This is a genomic window from Sphingomonas oligophenolica, from assembly GCF_039522915.1.
In the GTDB taxonomy this organism is placed as follows: domain Bacteria; phylum Pseudomonadota; class Alphaproteobacteria; order Sphingomonadales; family Sphingomonadaceae; genus Sphingomonas; species Sphingomonas oligophenolica.
This window is the reverse complement of sequence record NZ_BAAAEH010000047.1, coordinates 74,320-93,248: the sequence shown is the minus strand read 5'-3', so window position 1 is coordinate 93,248 and position 18,929 is coordinate 74,320. Positions and strand designations below refer to the sequence as shown.

Annotated in this window: 22 protein-coding genes and 1 tRNA gene; 10 read left to right on the top strand and 13 right to left on the bottom strand. The window is 65.2% G+C overall.

Annotated features, from left to right (window positions below; translation table 11 throughout):
• Positions 1-101: 101 nt before the first annotated feature.
• On the top strand, positions 102-293 hold the full coding sequence (locus tag ABD050_RS21815; RefSeq protein WP_343891632.1) for a hypothetical protein: 192 nt from the start codon (positions 102-104) through the stop codon (positions 291-293).
• 38 nt (positions 294-331) lie between these two features.
• On the opposite strand, the gene ABD050_RS21810 is transcribed toward ABD050_RS21815, so the two are convergent.
• Together ABD050_RS21810 and ABD050_RS21805 are read right to left on the bottom strand one after the other, a co-directional pair.
• Positions 332-2,248 (bottom strand): asparagine synthase-related protein, encoded by a 1,917-nt coding sequence (locus ABD050_RS21810; RefSeq protein WP_343891631.1) that lies wholly within the window; start codon positions 2,246-2,248, stop codon positions 332-334.
• Positions 2,245-3,459, bottom strand: coding sequence for a hypothetical protein (locus tag ABD050_RS21805; RefSeq protein WP_343891630.1), 1,215 nt, complete (start codon positions 3,457-3,459; stop codon positions 2,245-2,247). The genes ABD050_RS21810 and ABD050_RS21805 overlap by 4 nt, the downstream gene beginning before the upstream one ends.
• 92 nt (positions 3,460-3,551) lie before the next feature.
• On the opposite strand from ABD050_RS21805, the gene ABD050_RS21800 reads away from it, so the two are divergent.
• A complete protein-coding gene (locus ABD050_RS21800; protein ID WP_343891629.1) occupies positions 3,552-4,151 on the top strand; it encodes an aspartyl/asparaginyl beta-hydroxylase domain-containing protein in 600 nt (199 codons plus the stop codon).
• A gap of 136 nt (positions 4,152-4,287) precedes the next feature.
• Here ABD050_RS21800 and ABD050_RS21795 read toward each other — a convergent pair whose 3' ends face one another.
• Entirely contained in the window at positions 4,288-4,740 is a 453-nt protein-coding gene (locus tag ABD050_RS21795) for a PilZ domain-containing protein (protein WP_343891628.1), read from the bottom strand.
• A 543-nt stretch (positions 4,741-5,283) separates the two neighbouring features.
• Between ABD050_RS21795 and ABD050_RS21790 the strand changes: the two genes are divergently transcribed.
• Entirely contained in the window at positions 5,284-8,433 is a 3,150-nt protein-coding gene (locus ABD050_RS21790) for an efflux RND transporter permease subunit (protein ID WP_343891627.1), read from the top strand.
• A gap of 57 nt (positions 8,434-8,490) precedes the next feature.
• The gene (locus tag ABD050_RS21785; RefSeq protein WP_343891626.1) at positions 8,491-8,754 is read left to right on the top strand and encodes a mannonate dehydratase; all 264 of its coding nucleotides are present in this window, start codon (positions 8,491-8,493) and stop codon (positions 8,752-8,754) included.
• 317 nt (positions 8,755-9,071) lie between these two features.
• Here ABD050_RS21785 and ABD050_RS21780 read toward each other — a convergent pair whose 3' ends face one another.
• The 6 genes from ABD050_RS21780 to ABD050_RS21755 form a co-directional block, all read right to left on the bottom strand.
• On the bottom strand, positions 9,072-9,764 hold the full coding sequence (locus tag ABD050_RS21780; protein ID WP_343891624.1) for a DUF1223 domain-containing protein: 693 nt from the start codon (positions 9,762-9,764) through the stop codon (positions 9,072-9,074).
• The gene (locus tag ABD050_RS21775; protein WP_343891622.1) at positions 9,761-10,519 is read right to left on the bottom strand and encodes an HvfC/BufC family peptide modification chaperone; all 759 of its coding nucleotides are present in this window, start codon (positions 10,517-10,519) and stop codon (positions 9,761-9,763) included. Before ABD050_RS21775 ends, ABD050_RS21780 begins: the two co-directional genes overlap by 4 nt.
• Positions 10,516-11,346 carry an MNIO family bufferin maturase gene (gene bufB, locus ABD050_RS21770; RefSeq protein ID WP_343891621.1) on the bottom strand — a complete coding sequence of 277 codons (831 nt, stop codon included), beginning with the start codon at positions 11,344-11,346 and terminating at the stop codon, positions 10,516-10,518. Before bufB ends, ABD050_RS21775 begins: the two co-directional genes overlap by 4 nt.
• A 56-nt stretch (positions 11,347-11,402) precedes the next feature.
• Positions 11,403-11,663: a BufA2 family periplasmic bufferin-type metallophore gene (gene bufA2 / locus ABD050_RS21765; RefSeq protein WP_343891620.1), complete on the bottom strand. Its 261-nt coding sequence runs from the start codon at positions 11,661-11,663 to the stop codon at positions 11,403-11,405.
• 86 nt (positions 11,664-11,749) lie between these two features.
• Positions 11,750-12,391: a DUF1109 domain-containing protein gene (locus ABD050_RS21760; protein WP_343891619.1), complete on the bottom strand. Its 642-nt coding sequence runs from the start codon at positions 12,389-12,391 to the stop codon at positions 11,750-11,752.
• A complete protein-coding gene (locus tag ABD050_RS21755) occupies positions 12,388-12,927 on the bottom strand; it encodes a sigma-70 family RNA polymerase sigma factor (RefSeq protein WP_343891618.1) in 540 nt (179 codons plus the stop codon). Before ABD050_RS21755 ends, ABD050_RS21760 begins: the two co-directional genes overlap by 4 nt.
• Before the next feature lie 226 nt (positions 12,928-13,153).
• Here ABD050_RS21755 and ABD050_RS21750 point away from each other — a divergent pair, with 226 nt between their 5' ends.
• Together ABD050_RS21750 and ABD050_RS21745 are read left to right on the top strand one after the other, a co-directional pair.
• A complete protein-coding gene (locus tag ABD050_RS21750) occupies positions 13,154-13,432 on the top strand; it encodes a BufA1 family periplasmic bufferin-type metallophore (RefSeq protein ID WP_343891617.1) in 279 nt (92 codons plus the stop codon).
• 59 nt (positions 13,433-13,491) lie between these two features.
• Positions 13,492-13,938, top strand: a complete 447-nt coding sequence (locus ABD050_RS21745; RefSeq protein ID WP_343891616.1) for a DoxX family protein — start codon at positions 13,492-13,494, stop codon at positions 13,936-13,938.
• Here ABD050_RS21745 and ABD050_RS21740 read toward each other — a convergent pair.
• On the bottom strand, positions 13,903-14,097 hold the full coding sequence (locus tag ABD050_RS21740; RefSeq protein ID WP_343891615.1) for a hypothetical protein: 195 nt from the start codon (positions 14,095-14,097) through the stop codon (positions 13,903-13,905). The genes ABD050_RS21745 and ABD050_RS21740 overlap by 36 nt on opposite strands.
• Here ABD050_RS21740 and ABD050_RS21735 point away from each other — a divergent pair.
• The 3 genes from ABD050_RS21735 to ABD050_RS21725 are packed head-to-tail and all read left to right on the top strand — an operon-like array spanning position 14,011 to position 15,607.
• Positions 14,011-14,352 (top strand): GNAT family N-acetyltransferase, encoded by a 342-nt coding sequence (locus ABD050_RS21735; RefSeq protein WP_343891938.1) that lies wholly within the window; start codon positions 14,011-14,013, stop codon positions 14,350-14,352. The genes ABD050_RS21740 and ABD050_RS21735 overlap by 87 nt on opposite strands.
• Positions 14,342-14,767 carry a GNAT family N-acetyltransferase gene (locus tag ABD050_RS21730; protein WP_343891614.1) on the top strand — a complete coding sequence of 142 codons (426 nt, stop codon included), beginning with the start codon at positions 14,342-14,344 and terminating at the stop codon, positions 14,765-14,767. The genes ABD050_RS21735 and ABD050_RS21730 overlap by 11 nt, the downstream gene beginning before the upstream one ends.
• Before the next feature lie 9 nt (positions 14,768-14,776).
• Positions 14,777-15,607, top strand: a complete 831-nt coding sequence (locus ABD050_RS21725; RefSeq protein WP_343891613.1) for a haloacid dehalogenase type II — start codon at positions 14,777-14,779, stop codon at positions 15,605-15,607.
• 707 nt (positions 15,608-16,314) lie between these two features.
• Here ABD050_RS21725 and ABD050_RS21720 read toward each other — a convergent pair.
• The 3 genes from ABD050_RS21720 to ABD050_RS21710 all read right to left on the bottom strand — a co-directional run bounded on the left by ABD050_RS21720 (position 16,315) and on the right by ABD050_RS21710 (position 17,361).
• A complete protein-coding gene (locus tag ABD050_RS21720; protein ID WP_343891612.1) occupies positions 16,315-16,590 on the bottom strand; it encodes a hypothetical protein in 276 nt (91 codons plus the stop codon).
• Entirely contained in the window at positions 16,587-17,135 is a 549-nt protein-coding gene (locus ABD050_RS21715) for a tyrosine-type recombinase/integrase (protein ID WP_343891611.1), read from the bottom strand. Before ABD050_RS21715 ends, ABD050_RS21720 begins: the two co-directional genes overlap by 4 nt.
• A 150-nt stretch (positions 17,136-17,285) precedes the next feature.
• Positions 17,286-17,361 (bottom strand) — tRNA-Thr (locus ABD050_RS21710).
• Between the two features lie 168 nt (positions 17,362-17,529).
• Here ABD050_RS21710 and ABD050_RS21705 point away from each other — a divergent pair.
• Positions 17,530-18,855, top strand: coding sequence for a PAS domain-containing protein (locus ABD050_RS21705; protein ID WP_343891610.1), 1,326 nt, complete (start codon positions 17,530-17,532; stop codon positions 18,853-18,855).
• The last annotated feature ends 74 nt before the right edge of the window (positions 18,856-18,929 follow it).

The following is an 18,929-nucleotide window of genomic DNA, read 5'->3' as shown; positions in this document are numbered from 1 at the left end:
TTCGGCCGGTTGCCCGCATGCCCGGTTGCGCGATGGATGGCCTTCTGGCATATTGGCGAGGCTGTTAATTTGGCGCGTTGCGCCTTGGAGATCCTTTCGCCATGACCTCACTCAAGTCCCAGACCGAAATGTCGAACGCGGCGATGGTCGAGTCCACGGCGGATGCCACTTCATCGGCGCGCAAGCCGTGGTCAACGCCGCGCGTGATCGTCGCCGCCGAATCGCAGGCTACCGAGGGCGGCAACACGCGCTTTACCGATGGCACCAGCCTCGGCGTTCCCTATGGTTCCTGATCGGCGATAGGCCGGCTGTCACGAACGCGCGGCCGCCGTCAGTCGTTGGCCCGATCGAACCAGGCAACGAATCGCGCAAGCGTGATCGTCAGATTTGCGACCATCAGGCGGTGATGATCAGGCCGACTGGCTTCGTCTGCGTTCGCGATCATCGCTTCCAGCCTGTCAAGGTCAACATAGCGGGATAACCGACCATCGCGGTCGAGGCGTTTTGCTTCGGCAAGCGCGGCAGGCGCGCTGCTTTTCGCCATTCGGAACAGATCGGGATCCTCGGCGTCATTTCCCGGCCCTCGTGCCAGCAGTTGCTCCGGTAATATGTCGGCGAGGGCGTGGCGCGCGAGATAGCGCTCGAGACCGTCGCGGAACTGGACTGACTCCGGTAGCGCGAGGCCGAGTTCGACGACCCGCTTGTCGTGAAATGGGCGTGTGAACTCAAGGCCATGGGCGGCGGCGAGCGTCTGCTGAACCGGCGGCGCCGCGGCCGATTTGCGCAACAGATGCAGCCAACGCGCGCGCCAGCGGTTATGCACCGGATATGCACCACGGAGCCGCGACGGATCGACCGCACCGCTTGCGAAGAGCGCGCTGGCGAAAGGGGCCGCGATCGCGCTACGCCGCCAGGTCGGGACGAAGCCGTGTCGGAGGGTGAGGACCGCCGCGATCGCGCGCAACGGGACCAGCGCCGGCAGGACGTCGTTGCGCAACAGGCGCAACGCCGGGTCTCCCGTCACCTGCATTCTCATCCTGAATTCGCGAACGAAACGTCGAAACTGGCCGCGCCGCAACATCCGCCCCAGCGGCGAGCCCGGCCGTACGTTGACGGTGTAATCGCCGCCATGCCCGTCCATTACCAGCCGGGCACCGACGGCGGCAGCGATCCTGTACAGCCCGCGCCTGACATATAGCGTGCCGACAGTATTGTGGGTGGTGTCGAAGGAGGTTTCGAGATCATCGAAGACCGTCTCGTCCTCGCCGCGGACATAATAATGCAGATCGAGGAACGGCGACGCCCTGAACGCCTCGACCGCAGCGCGGGCGTCACGAACGGCCGGGCGCTGACCCCCTTCCTCCAGCACCGAGGCAATGGCGATGATCTTACGGCCCTGTGCGGCGGCGATCGGCCCCGCCAGCGCAGCGATACTGCCGCTGTCGAATCCGCCGCTGAAGCAAAGTGCGGGTGGACGTATGAGCCGGCGGACGCGGCACGCGACCGCTTCCTCGACGATGCGGCGATAGGCCTGGAGATAATAGGCTTCGTCGCGACCGAGATGCTCGCGCGCGGCGCGCGGCTCCCAATAGATGCGGCGCGTCGCGATGCCGCTGCTCGAGACTCGCAGCAGGGTCGCGTTGGGCAGCGCGGTGATCCGCTCGAAAAAGGTTTCACCGGGCGCGCGGTCGACCGCGAGCAACAACCTCCTGCCGATCGCGTCTTCCGACAGGCGGCGCGGCACACCCTCGACCGCCCAGAGCGCCTTCACCTCGGTCGCGAAAACGAACAGGCCCTCTCCGTGATGATAGAACAGCCCGCGCTGGCCCATATGATCGCGGCCGATCAGCAGCGCACGGGCCGGCGCGTCCCAGATCGCGAAGGTGAAATCGCCGAGCAGATGCTCGGCGCAGGTTTCGCCCCAATGCCGGTATGCAGCAAGCAACAGGGCACTGTCCGGCATGTCGTTGAGGTCGGACGCCGCGATGCCCATTTCAGCGGCGAGCGCCTCGCGATTGTCGAGCCGGAGATCGGCGACCAGGGTCACGTCGCCATCATGGATCGGCTGCGCCTCGTTCCAGTCTTCAGCGTTCACCCGCAGCAGACAATGGCCGAGGCCGACACAACCGGCGACGACGGTCTGCCGCCCATCGGGGCCGCGAAACGCAAGCATGTTGCCCATGCGATCGAGCTCGCGCGCCGAGACCGGCTGCCCGTCAAAGCGCAGGATGCCGAAGATCCCGCTCATTTTCCCGGAGCGAGGCGCATGGCTTCCAGCCGGCGATACGGCTCGGCGAGATGTGCCTCGACCGCGGCTCGAATAGCGTCGCTCGCCTCTTTCTGCTTGGCGTCGGTATCGGCGATGAAGGGCATCGCCGGGGCCTTGGCGTCGCGTCCTGCCGCCACCTTCATGGCAGCGAGTCCGGCCGCGTCAGCGTCGATACCGAAATAGGACAGGATTTCGTCCTCGGCCGCACCTGGCAGCGACGCATAGTTGACCAACAGGCAGCCCCCGAGCTCGGCATGGTCGAGCACGGCTGCACAGATACAGGCGAAGGCGCGCGCGCAATATTCTTCGGCCGGCATGTCTTCACCGCCGACAATGCCGTAAAGATCCTGCGGCATCGTGCCGGGCGTCGCCTGCATCCCGCGAATGCGCATTTGCGAGACGAGAATCTCGGCTGGATCGCGATAGAGGAATATCCAGGGCGTCTCGGGAAATGCATGCCGGAAAAGCGGCAGGGCAAGCGCGTGCCAGCTGTCGAGCTTGACGACATAGTGGCGCGCATCGCCGGTGCGGTCGCGGCCCAGCGCACCCACCATCGCGCGCAGGAGACGGGCTCGTTCCTCGATCGGCACGCCGAGGTTCGCGTTCACCAATTGAACGACCGAATCGAGCGGGGCCGGCTCCGAGACGACGATGGTGCCGGGCAGCGCTCCCAGCATCTGCGACACCAATGTCGAGCCGCACCGCGACAGATGGAAAATGAACCCGTCAGGTGCCGCAAGGCCATCCTCGGGTCGAGCCTGGGCCAATCCTGCCAGCGGAGTGCGCTGACGGAACAGGCGATTGAACGGTTGCGCTCGCGCCCAGCGCAACTGATCCTCGAAAAAGGGCGCGGTGAGCGGCGCTCCGCCGAAATGAGCCCATTCGACCGCAAGCTGGCCGTCAGCCGGAATGATGGCGATCGGGAGCCATTGCCGATCAGGCAGATCGTGACCGGTCAACTGCGCCGGCCTGAAGCGATCAAGACCGAGCGGATCGGGCTCGATCGCTCTCAGCACTGCCTCGCGTCCCAGCTCGAAACCGGCGGAAGCCGCGACGTCGATCATGGCTGTCGCAAAGACTTCCGGGTTCTGGATGACGCTGAGGCGTTGCTGCAGCTCCGGGTCGGCCATCACGACCTTGCGAGCGCGGTCGAGCGGGGCAATGGCGCCGGATGGGCTGGTATCTGTCATGAGACGCGCGACGATGTCTTTCCAACCGCCCCGGCGGTCGATAGGCTTTGGCGATACCGGGCCTGAGCACCGGCAATGGACGCCCGCCTAACATGCTCGACTTGCCGCAACAATCGCCATTCAGCTTCGCCGACCGGGTCCGCTTGCCCTTCGCGTTCGACGTGGCGCGGATGCGCGCTGACCTGGAAGCAGTGACGGAAGGCAACTGGGTCGAGCATCTCGTCCGGCAGAATTATGAAGGCGATTGGGACGTGCTGCCGCTCCGTTTCACCGCGGGCGCAACTCATCCGGTGATGCAGATCTATGCCGACCCGACCGCCACTGCGTTCGAGGACGGACCCGCGCTCGATCGCACCCCCTGTTTCCGCGAGATCCTCGCCCGGTTCCAATGCCCACTGCAATCGGTGCGCCTGATGCGGCTGACCCCGGGTTCGGTGATCAAGGAGCATTTCGACCTCGACCTTGCCGCCGAATGGGGCACGGCGCGCATTCACATTCCGATCACCACCAACCCGCAGGTGGAATTCCTCCTGAACCAGCGCCGGATCGTGATGGAGCCGGGGAGCGCCTGGTATCTGCGCCTCTCCGATGCCCATAGCGTCGCCAACCGGGGGACGACCGACCGCGTTCATCTCGTGATTGACTGTATCGCGAACGAATGGCTGATCGAGCAACTGCACTGGGCCAGCTGACCACCTTCCCGCCGAGGGCTTCTGCCAGGTCGTGGACGCACGAAGCGAATAGAGGAAAAGCGATCCAGGGTGGGCTCCGGCGAGCGACCGCAACGCAGTCAGTGACCGCCCCGGCTGCTGCCGATTGCAGGCCCCCCTACCGAAACCAGAGCAACGCGAAGCCCAGGGCCAACGCCCCTGCCGCCGCAACAAGGGCAGGCAGCACCCAGCCCGGCCATTCTCCGTCGCCGATCCTGGCGTCCTCCTCGGGCCAAGCCATTTCGTGGATAACCGGCTCAGGGTTGAGTGCTTCGGTAAGTTGGTAAAAAGTGATCGGCGTGACGAACTCGCAGCCATAGCCGTTGGGGCCGCGCCGGGAGACCACGGCAGCATTGACTCGCGTGCCGGCGATCCCGATCCAGATCGGCGCATCGAGATCGAGCGGCTCGGCCGTTTCCATCCGGAAGCCGGTCATCGAAAGATCATAGACCAGCACGTCGAGCGGCTCGCCGTCCAATCCGCGCAAGGTCGCGCCGACCTCGACCGGATAGCGGATCGCGGCGCGCCTCTCGTCGGGATCCGATCGGTATACGCGCGCTATCAGGGCCATCACTCTGTCCCGTCCGGGGTGAGCTGCTGACCGTCGATCCAACAGGTTACCAAAAGCTTAGGGGCAAGCGCGTTTCGAACTGCCACCCTGGCCGGACGGGCGCCCGGAATGGTTGAAAAAACCGCGCAATTGAGCCTATGATGCCGAGCCAGCCGCCCGAGAGCGACGGCACGAGGAGAATGCCATGCACGGCTTTCACGCTTTGCGCTCGAAATGTAGCTATGGCCTTGTCATGCACCTGGTGAGTTTCGCGCTTGCCGGCATTGGCCTGTTGATCATCCTGCTGATCCGCTGACGCTTCCAGCCACGATCTTGGCCCCCTGGACATTGTGAATCTCGGCATGGCCGTCTGAGATCGGCGGCGGGGAGGCTCGACGCCCGGATCCGCGCCGCGCATTGGGCCCCGGCCATCGCCCGGGCGAATAATCTTGCGCCGCTCTCCATCCTCCTTACCAACTATGGCCTGCACCGCGCGCATCAGGCAGCGTGTTTGAATCCGGGGCATGAGGTCAGACCAATGGCGCAGATGACAAGGCTGACTCGATGAGCTTCCGCAATATCTCCGCCTGGTCGATCCGGAATCCGGTTCCCTCGCTTGTTCTGTTCTTCATGCTGACGATCGCCGGGATCGTCAGCTTCCTGCAAATGGACGTCAACAACCAGCCCGACATCGAATTTCCGATCATCATCGTCACGGTGAGCCAACCCGGCGCAGCGCCGACCGAACTCGAAAACCAGGTGACGACCAAGATCGAGGCGGCGGTGCGCAGCCTGCAGGGAATCGACGAGATCGACTCAACGGTCGAGGAAGGCGCTTCGACTACCGTCATCACGCTTGCGCTCGGCACGCCGATCGATCGTGCGGTCGAGGACGTGCGCTCGGCGATCCAGCAGATCCGCGCCGATCTTCCGGACGGCATTCTCGAGCCGCAGGTCAACCGCGCCAACACGACCGGCCAGGATCTGGCAAGCTATGCCGCGATCTCCACCGACATGACGATCGAGCAGCTCTCCTGGTATATCGACAACACCGTCTCGAAGGAGTTGCTCTCGGTCCCCGGCATGGCGCAGGTCGACCGCAATGGGGGCGTCAGTCGCGAGATCCGCGTGATCCTCGATCCGCTCAAGCTGCAGGCCCAAGGGATGACCGCGAACCAGGTCAACCAGCAGCTCCGCCAGGTCAACCTCAACGCAGCCGGCGGGCGCGCCGAGATTGCTGGCTCCGAGCAATCGGTGCGCGTGCTCGGCAATGCCCGCACTGCCTATGCACTCGGCCAGACCCAGATCAATGTTTCCGGTGGACGGACGGTAAGGCTGGCCGATCTCGGCGCGGTGCGCGACCTGTACGCCGAGCAGCGCTCATCGTCGCAATTCGACGGCCGGCAAGTGCTGAGCTTCGATTTCCAGCGCGCCAAGGGCGGCTCGGACGTCACCGTCTTCAGACAAGCGAAGGAAAAGCTCGCGGCGCTCGAGAAGCGCAACCCTAAGGTTCATTTCGAGCTGATCTCGAACAGCGTCAAATATACCGAAGCCCAATATGCGGCGGCCATGGAAGCGATGGTCGAAGGCGCAGTGCTCGCGATCATCGTGGTGTTCATCTTCCTGCGCGACTGGCGCTCGACGATCATCGCTGCGCTGGCGATCCCGTTGTCGGCGATCCCGACCTTCTGGTTCATGGATCTGCTCGGCTTCACCCTGAACAACATGACTCTGATGGCGTTGAGCCTGGTCGCGGGCGTGCTGGTCGATGACGCGATCGTCGAGATCGAGAATATCGTGCGCCACATGCGGATGGGCAAATCGGCCTATCAGGCGTCGATCGACGCTGCCGACGAGATCGGCCTCGCCGTGCTCGCCACCACCATGGCGATCGTCGCGGTGTTCCTGCCGGTCGGCCTGATGCCTGGCTTTGCGGGGCAATTCTTCAAGAATTTCGGCCTCACCGTGGTCGTGTCGGTGCTCATCAGCCTCGCCGTCGCCCGCCTGATCACGCCGATGATCGCCGCCTATTTCCTGAAGGCCAAGGGCCACGCATCGCACGGCGAGGGCCCGGTGATGGACCTCTACATGAGCGTCCTCAGATGGACGCTCAGGCACCGCTGGGCAGCGGTGGTCGCCGGCGCCGTCGCCCTGGCGATGACCGTGGGCCTGATGGCGTATCTGCCGAAAACCTTCAACCCGGAGCGCAACCTCGATTCCTCCACTGCGCTGGTGACAATGGTGCCGGGGACGACGCTGGCCGAGACGCAGAAAGTGGTGAGCGAGGTCTCCGCCTTGTTCCAGGCACAGCCCGACGTAGCCCATGTCTATGCCCGGGCGTCAGTCGGCAGTGGCCGGGTGACGGCGATCTTCCGCCCCAAAAGGGTGTTGAAGAGTACTCAATTCGAACGCCAGCTCTCGCCGCGACTGGCGACCTTCGCTGACGCGCGCGTCGCTTTCCGGTCACAGAGCGGCTGGGGCGGCAGCGCGCGGCAGCTCTCGATCGTGCTCGGCGGCGACGACCCGGCGCAATTGTCTCAGACGGCGATCGAGCTGGTCCACCAGATGAGCAGCCTGCCGAACCTGATCGCACCGCGCATCGAGGGCAATTTGCTGCGCCCCGAAATCGTGATCACGCCGCGGCTCGACCTGGCCGCCAATCTCGGCGTGACGACCCAGGCCCTGTCGTCGGCGATCCGGATCGCGACGCTTGGGGACATTGACCAGAACAGCGCGAAATTCTCCCTGACGGACCGGCAGGTCCCGATCCGCGTCGCCCTTGAACAGGGCTCGCGCCAGCGCCTGGCGACGATCCGGAATCTTCCCGTGGCAACCCAGGCGGGCGGCTCGGTGCCGTTGAGCCTGGTTGCCGAAATCGGGTTCGGCGCCGGGCCGACCGAAATCGAGCGCGTCGCGCAGAAGCGCCAGCTGACGATCGGCACGGACCTCGCGCCCGGCCTTGTCAGTGGTACCGCCGAGGACGAGATTCACAGCCTGCCGATCATGAAGACCCTGCCGATCGGCGTGGAGGAGCTGATTGTCGGCACCGACAAATATCAGAAGGAGATGATCACCAATTTCATCATCGCGCTGGCATCGGGCTGCTTTCTGGTCTTTGCAGTGCTGGTGCTGCTCTATCGGCGCGTGCTGCCCCCGCTGGTCAACATGGGCTCGCTGCTGCTTGCGCCGCTCGGCGGCCTGTTCGGTCTGCTGATCACGAATACGCCGATCTCGATGCCGGTCTATATCGGTACGATCATGCTGTTCGGCATCGTCGCCAAGAACTCGATCCTGCTGATCGATTTCGCGCTCGAGGAGATGAACAAGGGAGTGCCGCTGTTCGAGGCGATCGTCGATGCCGGCCACAAACGCGCCCAACCGATTGTGATGACAACCGTGGCGATGGTCGCCGGCATGCTGCCGACCGCCCTTGCGCTCAATGGCGACGGCTCGTCACGCGTGCCGATGGGCATCACAGTGATCGGCGGACTGTCGCTCTCGACCTTGCTGACGCTGCTGATCGTGCCGGCGAGCTTCAGCCTCGCCGTGGGCATCGAACGATGGGTCGGACCGCGGCTCAGCCGCCGATTGCTGACCTACCAGCCCGGTGATGACGGTAGCTCGGTGATCGAACATTATCCCGCGGCGGCCGCCATCACCGCGCCCCCGAGCTCAATCGGCCATATTAGCGACGGCATTCCACCGACAGAATAGCCGCCGGGAGCCCCGGGTGCGGGACCCGGATGGAATTGCGGTCCCGGTTTCCAGCCCGTGGAAAGCGATGCGGGCATGGCGGCGATCGTCACGGCAGTGCACAGGCTGTCCGTCGCCGAGGGGCGCAGCATCCCGATGCGGCCCGATCATGGACACCAGATGCTCGACGACCTCAACAAGAATACCAACCCGGGCTATTCGTTGCTCGGCCGGATGCGCGGCCTGGCCGAACTACGCGGGCTCGAACGCGGCATCGCCCATGCCATGGACGTGGCAAGACCGGCATCGTGGCTCTCGCTGAAGCGGGAGATTAACGAATAAATCAACCCGCCGCCACGCGCAGGAAGGTCTCCCGTAGGGTTCACCATGCTGGCGCTCAGTCAATGCGCAGCCGTTCACCAGCGCGTTCAACGTCAAGGAAGGCTATGCGGCGGTCGTCGTGCCTCTGGCCACGGCGGTGTCGCCCGGCCCGGAGTCCCCTATGTCGCGCCCGGGCTCGCCCACCAGGCGCAGCTGCTGTTCGAATCGATGAGGGCGGAAACCCGCTCGATCGAGGCGCAACGGGATCGGCGCACAACCTACCAGGGCCGGCAGGGCCGGCGGAATGGGATCGAACGTCATCCTCGCTCCCGCGAAGATCAGATCCGATGCGCGGCGATGATGGGGCCGCCGACCGATGCCTGCGCGATGATGGCGCCGGCAAGGCCGGGTGGCGATGGTGGCAGGCGAAAGCTGGCCGGCGCGCCGGTCCAGGCGCCCAGTTTGATCAGCTGCCGAACGATGTTGCGATGGGCGATCGTCCGTCCGCTATTCTCACCGGCCCGGATCGGCACCGCGATAGTCCGCGGGTCGTAGCGGACCAGCCAGAGCACCGCCTTGCCCTTGCCCGCGGCGATCGCCGCCGAGCGCGCGTCAGCGGTGATCATGGGTTCGCCCGCGGGACGGACGAAGCGGCGGATTGCAGCATCGACCTCGGCCGGATTGCCGCCATTGACCACACCGCGGCCGTTGATCACCATTTGCGGGGTCGCAACGCTGCCGCGTCCTGCCGCTTTCGCATAGTCCCATTGGCGCTGGGTGAAGTCGGGGCTGGCGAAGATGTCCTTCCAGCCGAGCTGGTCCCAATAGGTTACCGCGAAGCTGAGCGCGAGGACGTCGCGCCGGTCGGCCAGCCTGTTGAGCACCGCGTCGGCTGGCGGGCAGGACGAGCAGCCCTGGCTCTGATAGAGTTCGACCACCGCGGGCCGGTCGGCGTCCCCCGCCATCGATGGCTGCGGCGCGCATGCTGCGCTCAGGGTCAACAGCGCGACGGCGCAATGCTTGATGCTCATCCTGTCTTCTCCTCGATGGCGACGATGATTCCGTCACGGAGCCATTGGCCGAGCAACTGCCCGGCACAATCGATCCCCTTCTCCTCGCCCAGCATGTCAACCATGGTTGCACACAGGGTGGCAAATGGCAGGCCCGCGCGCATCGACAGCAATGCCTGCCGCTCATATGGGTCGATGGCGCGGAAACGCGAGACCTGGTCCTCGCGCCAGACCAGGATCGCGCCCGGCTCGGGAAGGAATGCCACCCCGGGCGGCGCCTCTCCGGCGGCGAGCGCAGACCAGATCGCGGTCGCATTGGTCGTCAGGTCGCCCATATCGACCGTCGGCGTCAGATGCAGAACCGCCCGGTCCCAATCGATCCCGGCAAGATCCCCCGGAAGCAGCGCCGCTGCGTCCGGGCCCACAAATGCTTCACCCAGCGCCCGGTCGAGCCAGGCCAGTTCGGCTATTTCGGGATCGGCGGGATACAGAAGGGCGATCGTCTCCGGAAAATCGCGCGGATAGGCATCGAGCGTCCAGCTGCTCGGCGGCACCCGCTCGACATGCGCGACGACGAGCTCATGGAACGCCTTGCCCCCGATCCAGTCGCGGGTACGCGCGAAACTCTCCTCGAGGCAGGCCGCAAGCTGCGCCCGGTAATTATTCTGATAGATGCGGAGCCCCGGCACCGCGCAGTCGCCGAACCGTTCCGCCGCGCCGTCATCCTCGCGAGTCAGCCAGGCGCGCATGTCGCGCTGCAGCGCGATCAAGCTCATGCCGCCCGCCGCTCGCGCGCGCCGCCGGTGCGGCGCGCTATCGCCAGTTCGGCGAGCAGGTCGGCCAGTGGCGGAATGTCGTCGTCGCGCTCGATCATCGTCGCGACCGGCCCCAGCCGCGGCAGGACATGAGCATAGAGATCCCATACCGATCCGGGCACGGGTCGATCATGCGTGTCGATCAGCAGGTCCTTCCCCCGGCTATGTCCGGCGAGATGGATCTGGCGGACCCGCTGGTGCGGCACGCCATCGAGATATTCGATCGGATCGAAGCCGTGATTGGTCGCGCTGACGAACACATTGTTGACGTCCAGCAGCAACCCGCATCCGGTCCGGGCGCAGACGCGATCGAGGAACTGCCACTCGGTCATGTCGGCAGGGGTGAAGTCGATATAGGTCGACGGGTTCTCGATCAGCATGGGGCGGCCCAGCGCATCCTGCGCGCGACCGATATTGGCGCAAACCAGATCGAGCGCCTCGCTCGTATAGGGCAACGGCAGAAGATCGTGCGAATTGAACCCTTCGATCCGCGACCAGCTGAGATGGTCGGATACGAACAGGGGGTCGATCTCGTCGACCAGCAGGCGCAGCCGGGCGAGATAGGCACCATCGAGCCCGTCGGCCGAACCGACCGACATCGACACGCCGTGCAGCGCAACCGGGTAGCGATCACGGATATCGCGGAGAATCCGGCGAGGCCTGCCGCCATCGACCATGAAATTCTCCGAGATCACCTCGACGAAATCGACCGCGACGCGACGGTCGAGGAAATCGGCATAATGCTGCTTGCGCAGGCCGAGGCCGTATCCGGCGAAGGGAGTGATCATGGCGGGTCTCTCGAAAAGTTCGGCCCGGCCGCCGCGGCGGCCGGGCCGATGCGCGGTCAGTTGGGGGCGGTCGTGCTGCCGCCGGCCTTCTTGCAGGCGCCTGTGCTCAGCTCCTTGAAGCCCTGGCCCTTGCAGTCGTTCAAGCCCTTGCAATCATGCGTGCCGGACTTGCAGTCCGACGTGCCCTTGCAGGTGTTGACGCCGTAGCAATGTACCGTCGTGCCGCCCTTGGCGACCGCCACGGTCGGAGCAGCGGCGGTGATGGCGACGACGGCGGCGGCGGCGGCGATGCTGACGCCGGTACGAAGGATGGTCATGGAGAGTCTCCCGAGAATAGGGGTTCTGCCTGATTGGCCTCTCCAGTTCGTGAGTTCCCGCCCGGCGGTTACAGCCTGCCGAAAAATTACCAGCGCAGCAGGCGCGGTCCGAGCAGCGCGCCGACAGAGGCCGCCAACAGGATCCCGAGCGAATACCAGGTCAGCACGAAGATCGCCGAGACTTCGGGGCAGTGCAGGCAGTATATGGCTGCGGCAAACGCGCCCGAGGCAAGCCCGGCCGCGGCGCCCGCCGCGCGAAGCCGCGTCGGCGCGAGCCGGCGAAACGACCAGAGAAGCCCGACGAAGATCGGCATTGCCAACGTCAGTACGAGCCACGGGCAGACCATCCAGCTGTGCCCGAGCCACATCGCCAGCCATTCGCCCGGCGGGGTGCGGGCCAGCTCCAGCACGCCGACGCCGGCGAGCAGCAGCACCGGTATCGCGATCAGCCACAGCCACCGCAGGCTGCGGCTGTCCGGGCGCGCAAGCTGCGCTGTCATGACGATGGCGGCAATCGAAAGCGAGATCGTGTACCCCCATTTCATCCAGAACGGGAAGCCGCGCATCGCAGGGCCGATATCGGGCCGCACGCCCAGCGTCACCACGACCAGGAAAATCGATACCAGCACCCCGAGGGCGATGCCGGTCGCGAGGCGCCGCCCCACCGCGTTGCGGCGGACCGGCGCGATGTCCGTTGCAAGCCGGGCGATCAGGTCGTCGGTGTTCATCGGCCGCCTCCCTGAATGCGCATCATCAGTGATTTCAGGCCGCGATGCACTGACACCTTCACGTCGGACTCGCCGATCCCGTCTGCCTGGGCGGCTTCGGCGACGCTCAGGCCCTCGATGCGGGTCGCGCGGATCATCCGCGCCTGCTTGTCGGGCAACGTCTCCAGAAGATCGTCGATGTCCATCCGCGCACCTGATGCATCCTCGAAGCCTTCGGCAATCAGCACGTCCTCGAAATCCTCGATCGGCTGAAGCCGGCGCGAGCGGCGGAAATGGTCGATCATCTTGTACCGCGCGATCGCGAACAGCCATGCCGTGAAGACGCGGTCGCGATCATAAGTCGCGCGGCGCGTGTGCACGGCGATCAGCGTTTCCTGAACAAGATCCTCGATATCGTCCTCGCAACCATTCGCCCGACGGCGATAGAATCCGCGCAATAGCGGCGCGAGCAGACGCAATAGCGCAGCGTGGTCGCCGGCATCGCCGTCGAGCCCACTGATCATCAATCCGCGCAATTGTTCCTCGCTCGCCCGCATTCGCGCTCCCTGCAAGGATGTTCGTGGCAGACGCCATAAAGGTTACAGGAAGCTGCGTCGGCCGCGCTGAATATTTTCGCACCCATGCTGTAACCCGTCGCTCGGTCCCTGCGAATTGCTCGATGTGGCCAGGGCACCCGCCTCCTTCCCGGTCACCGCGCGGCACCGCTTTCGCCCCCAGGCGGGCCGCGCGACCCCGGAGGTACCGATACTCGAAGGAAGACTCATGCGTTCGACTCACGCCACCCTCGCCGCCACCCTCGCCCTCGCCGTCGCCGGCGCTGCCATCGCATCGCCTGCTGCCGCGCAGGCAAAGCCCGCGATGGAGAAATGCTATGGCGTTGCGCTCGCCGGCAAGAACGACTGCAAGGCCGGTGCCGGCACCAGCTGCGCCGGCACGTCCAAGGTCAACTATCAGGGCGATGCCTGGAAGCTGGTCAAGGCCGGCACCTGCGCATCGATCAAGACGCCCAAGGGCAATGGCTCGCTGACCCCCAGGGCCTGACCGCCTTCGGCCGGGGCACCCCCAATGCCCCGGCCGACGAACCCAGGAGAAGGAATCGCATGACCCCGTTGATCGCGCTTTACACGCGCCTCGTCGGCCGCGCCTCGGCGCTGGTGCCCGACGCCCTGCTGCTGCTCGTCGCGCGTCTCGGCATCGCTGCTGTGTTCTTCATGTCCGGCCGGACCAAGGTCGACGGCATCATCCATATCACTGACGGCACCTATGAGCTGTTCCGTACTGAATATGCCCTGCCGCTGGTTCCGCCCGAGATCGCCGCCGTTGCCGCGACCTGGTCCGAACATGTCTTCTCGATCCTGCTCGTCCTCGGCCTGTTCACGCGCTTCTCGGCGCTCGCCCTGTTCATGATGACGCTCACGATCGAGATTTTCGTCTATCCCGACGCCTGGCCCACGCATCTGAGCTGGGTTGCGATCCAGCTCCCCCTGATCTTCCGCGGTGGCGGCGCCTGGTCAATTGACGGGCTGCTGCGACGTGGCACCGGATAATGCTATCGAGCACTGGTCGCCGGCGGCTGGTGCCGGGTCGCCGATGACAGTCGTGGTGATCTGTGCGGTTTCCTGTGCGCCGAGCGGCACGGCGCCGAGCTGCACATATGCGAGCTCGCGGTGCGCCTCGACTGCCAGCGTCTCGGCATCGGGCGTCACCTCATGACAGTGACCATCCGGGCAGCGACGCGCCGCCGCGTCGAAGCGGTCACGCTGACGACCTTCAGCGACGTCGCCTGGAACGCGCCATTCTACGAGCGCCTGGGATTTCGCCGCCTGCCCCGCCGAAACATGGGTGGCCGGCTAAGCGCGATCCTCCGCAGCGAGGCGGAGGCCGGGCTACCGGCCCGGCGGCGATGCGCGATGCGCCTGATCCTGGCCCCGAACGACAAGGAGGTGGGAAATGGAGCGTGATCATCGCTTCCCGGTCACTGACGAGCCGGCTGCCGCCGACCTGTCCGAGCTCGACGACCGCATCAACGATTACAATACCGGCCGGACGGGAATTCGCGACGCCCGTTATCTGAGCATCATGCTGCGATCCGATGACGGCGAACTCTATGCCGGCCTGCACGGCCATAGCTGGGGCGGATGCTGTGAAATCAAGCTGTTGTGGATTGCGGATGAGCACCGCGGAAAAGGCCTCGGCTCACAGCTGTTGCGGTCGGCGGAGGTCGAAGCGATCCGGCGCGGATGCAGGCTGATCCTGCTTGCGACCCACAGTTTCCAGGCACCCGGCTTTTATGAACGCCACGGTTTCTCGCCTATCGCGACGGTGGAGGGGTACCCGGCGGAGCACGCCGAAATCTTCATGACGAAGCGGCTGTAGGGCTGAAAGATGAAGCGTATGACCATCGCGCGCGGTATGAACAGCGACACGCCATCGCGCCCGATCAAGGCTATCTCGCCCGCGGCGCTCCCTTCCCGGCGAAGCGCGATCGGCGCGATCGCGGTCGGCACCGCGCTCCTTCCCGGGGCGGGCAATTCGCTGGCACGCGGACCAATTGACGCGATCGCGTTCGACGCCTTCCCGATCTTCGATCCGCGCTCGGTCGCGCAGAAAGTGGTGGCTCTGGTGCCCGACCACGGCCTTCAGCTCGCGCAGGCATGGTCGACCAAATTGTTCGGCAATAGCTGGCTGTATGCGGCGGCCGGACAGTACGCCACCTTCGACGATGTCGCCGATAATGCCTTGCGCTATGCTGCGGAATCGCTCGGGTTGGACCTGTCCGCATCGGATCGGAAGATGCTGGTCGCGGCCTACTCCAGTCTCGAGGCCTGGCCGGACGTCAGGCCCGCCCTGGTGCGGTTGCGCGGTGCCGGCATCCGGCTCGCCTTTCTCTCCAATCTCGGAGAGGCGGCGCTTCGCGCCAACATGGCCCGCAATGGGCTGGACGCGCTGTTCGATCATGTCCTCAGCACTGATCGCGTGCGCGCGTTCAAGCCGTCCCCGGCCGCCTATGCGATGGCGCCGGAAGCATTCGGGTTGCCGAAATCGCGCATCGGCTTCGCCGCGTTCGGCGGTTGGGACGCGGCGGGCGCCGCCTGGTTCGGGTATCGCACGGCATGGGTCAATCGCCCCGGCGTGCCGTTCGAGCACCTCGGCCCCGAGCCGGCCGTCGTCGGATCTGATATGACGGCCGTCCTGCGGCTGGCGGCGCTGGCCTGACAGGCAAGAAGTGGGATCATCGATGCGTGTCCTGCTGGTCCCGGCTCATGCCGCCCACCAGTTTGAACGGGGCCATGGCACGTGCCGGTGCGGCTGCACTCGAAGCAGCCGGGCATGAGGTGATCGTGTCTGATCTCTACGCCATGGACTTCGACCCGGTTTCGGATCGGCGCAATTCGCGACTGTCGCCAACCGGGGCCGCCTGGGCCAGCAAGCCGAAGAGGCGTTTGCCAGCCGGCACAATGAAGGCCTTGGCTTCTGCCCCGAAGGCGGTGCGCAGAAAGTCACCGCCGATGGAGACGATAGCGTCGGTGGCAAGATAGTGCCGGAAGCCCCGGGCGGCGAAGGATGGTGGACGTAGGGGTCACCAGTCAAGCGACTTATCGCATTGATTGTACACGATAAAGTGTAAAATCGGCCTATCCGACACCACAAATGTTCCCACATTTCACTTGAGACCCGATGGCATGATTATATCCGTGCTGAGACGGCTTTAGGCGGGAAAGCCACGCGGGGCCTTTCGGGAATCGGTTAGCGATTCGAAAACTGGTCATTCATCGGGCAAAAATGGCCGGAGCTGTCCGCGAAGTCGTGCTGCGTCGGTTAGGGAACCCAACGGAGAACGTTTCGAGACCTAATCTTTCGGATGACGTTTTTCGCCTATGAACGTCGGTTCTCAGAGCAGATGGGGATCTGACCGCGAAACGTTATTCGTGTCGTACCATACCCGCCAATGCGCCCTTATCCACTGTCGCCACCGCCTGCCTCAGCGTGTCTGTGCTCGGCGCGCCACCCTCGGCCGAGATCATGAAACGCCCCGCCACCATCATCTGGTAGCTGCCGGTGCTGGACTGGTTGCTCCACTTCTCGGTTACCAATGAGCCGCCGACCATTTCGGACTTCTCATAGCCGGTTGCGGTATGCTTGCCGGATTGCGCCTCAAGCGCGCCGCCAGGCGCCGCGCTCGCGCCCATGTCGGTCACCGACAGGCGGAAGCTGTGGTTGCCGAGGGTGTAGCGGCCTCAGCGCGGTTGCCGCCGCTCCCACCAATGCTGCCGCCGCGGCGCTCGATGCGCTTCAAAGCGTCGAGCAACTCATGCGGCGTGATCGAGGCAATCGGGCGGTCCGCAATCCCCTTGAGCAGTTCGAGGAACCACCGTGCCTTCTTGATCGTCGCCGGAGACTTTCCCTCGCGCTCCATCTTCTGGATGAACTCCTCAGCCACCAGCTTGAAGGTCGTCTGCGCCGCGAGTTCGGCTTTCAATTTGCGTTGGCGCTTCTCTTCAACGGGGTCGATCCCGTCAATCAACTCGGCGCGAGCGATGTCGCGTTTCTTACGGGCCTGTTGCAAGGTGACATCCGGAAAGCTGCCGAGTGACAATTTCCGCTCGATGCCCAAGATTCGGTACCGAAAACGCCAGAGCAGCGCCCCGGACGGCTGAACCAGCAGAAAGAGGCCGTCGGAATCTGCAACCTTGAATGGACGCTTCGCTGGTTTCAGCGCCCGAATCTCCACAACCGTAAGCATGGGGCCACACCTCCCGGACTGCTCGTGGCCCCCGGTTTCGTGGTCCCTTTTGAGTGGGCCACAGCGGAACAAAATGAGATTTCTTGGGACCAGCGAGAGGCAGTTTACCGCAGATTTCTGCGGTTTTCTAGGGGCGTTCTTGTTATGGACTGGTGCCGCTTACAGGACTCGAACCTGTGACCCCCGCATTACGAATGCGATGCTCTACCAACTGAGCTAAAGCGGCATATCCGCAATCGCCCGGACCGGGCGTTCGCGAAGGCGCGGCGATTATCAGGCAATGCGGCGCCTGACAAGCACGGGCATCAACCGCCAAACTCTTTACGCATCGTTTACCACACGCGGTGCAGAACAGGCCCGTAACGGGTCCCCCCGGCCCATCGAAGGTGGTGTAATGGATAACGTTCGCGGTTTCGAGGACGAACGAATCGACGGCGATCTTGGCACCGCCGAAAGCGGCGTCGACGAGGCACGGGTCGATATCGGCGCCGATGAGCGGCGTATGCACGCCCGCGCCTATAATTACTGGGTCTCGCTGCTGCACGGCCGCGCCTATCCCTCGATCGAGGATCTCGATCCGGCCAACATCACCGATTTCGGGCCGTACAGCGTGCTGCTCGATTTCTCGGAAGGGATCGAGGATCCGGCGATCGCCTTTCTCGGCAGGGCGCTGCGCGAGGAATGCGGGCTCGACCATTCGGTCTCGCTCATCTCGCAGGTGCCGGGCCGGTCGCTGCTGTCGCGGCTGACCGACCATTATCTCCAGATCATCGCCAACCGCGCGCCGATCGGCTTCGAGGCCGAGTTCGTCGCCTCGGGCGGCACCAACACGCTCTACCGCGGCATCCTGATGCCCTTCTCCTCCGACGACGACCAGATCGACTTCATCTACGGCGTGATCAACTGGAAGGAGCTGGTCGACCCGGCGATCCAGGCGACGCTCGATGCCGAAGTCGATGCGAGCGTCCGCACCGCGCCCCAGCCGGCCATCGCGACCGCGCCCGCCTGGGCTGACGGCCCCGGCCATGATCTCGGCGCGGGCGATGCCGGGGAGGAAATCTACGAGCTCGACGCGCTGGCCGAGCTCGAGGCAGAAGGCGAGATCGTCGCCGCGCGCGATCCGCTGCCCACCGGCAGCCTGACCGACCAGCTGATGCTCGCGCAGCAGACCGCCGCCGCGGTGCGCGCGGCCGATACGCGGACCCGCACGACGCTCTACCGCGCGCTTGCCCGCGCCCATGATTTCGCCGCCGCGGCCGATGCCGATCCGCACGGCTATGAGGCGCTGCTCGAGCATGCCGGCATCACGCTCCAGCTGCGCGCGCCGATGACGCCGATCGTGAAGCTCGTGTTCGGCGCCGATTACGACAAGACCCGGCTCACCGAATATGCCGCCGTGCTCTCGCATGCCCGCCGGATCGGCGTGGCGGCGGGGGGCCTGCATGATTTCCTCGAAGGCTATGACGGCGGCATCAAGGGCATCGTCAAGGCCGAGCGCGACGCGAAGCGGCCGGCCGCGGCAACGCCCCCGGCCGACGCGCACGCGATCCTCGATGCGCGGCCGGCGCTGGCGAGCCTCGAGATCGATACCGGCCTGCCCGCCGGCGACTATGTCGTGCTGCTCGCGCGCGCCGACGGCCATGGCATGCTCGACGTGGTTGCCGCCGTCGCCGGCGACCAGGCGCTGACCCAGCGGGCGATGAAGCTGGCCGCCGACTGAGGCGGCGCCACCCGCCCCGATCCGCCTCCGTAACAAATTCTGGCGGGGCAACGCCCGGCCTGATATCCTCCCCC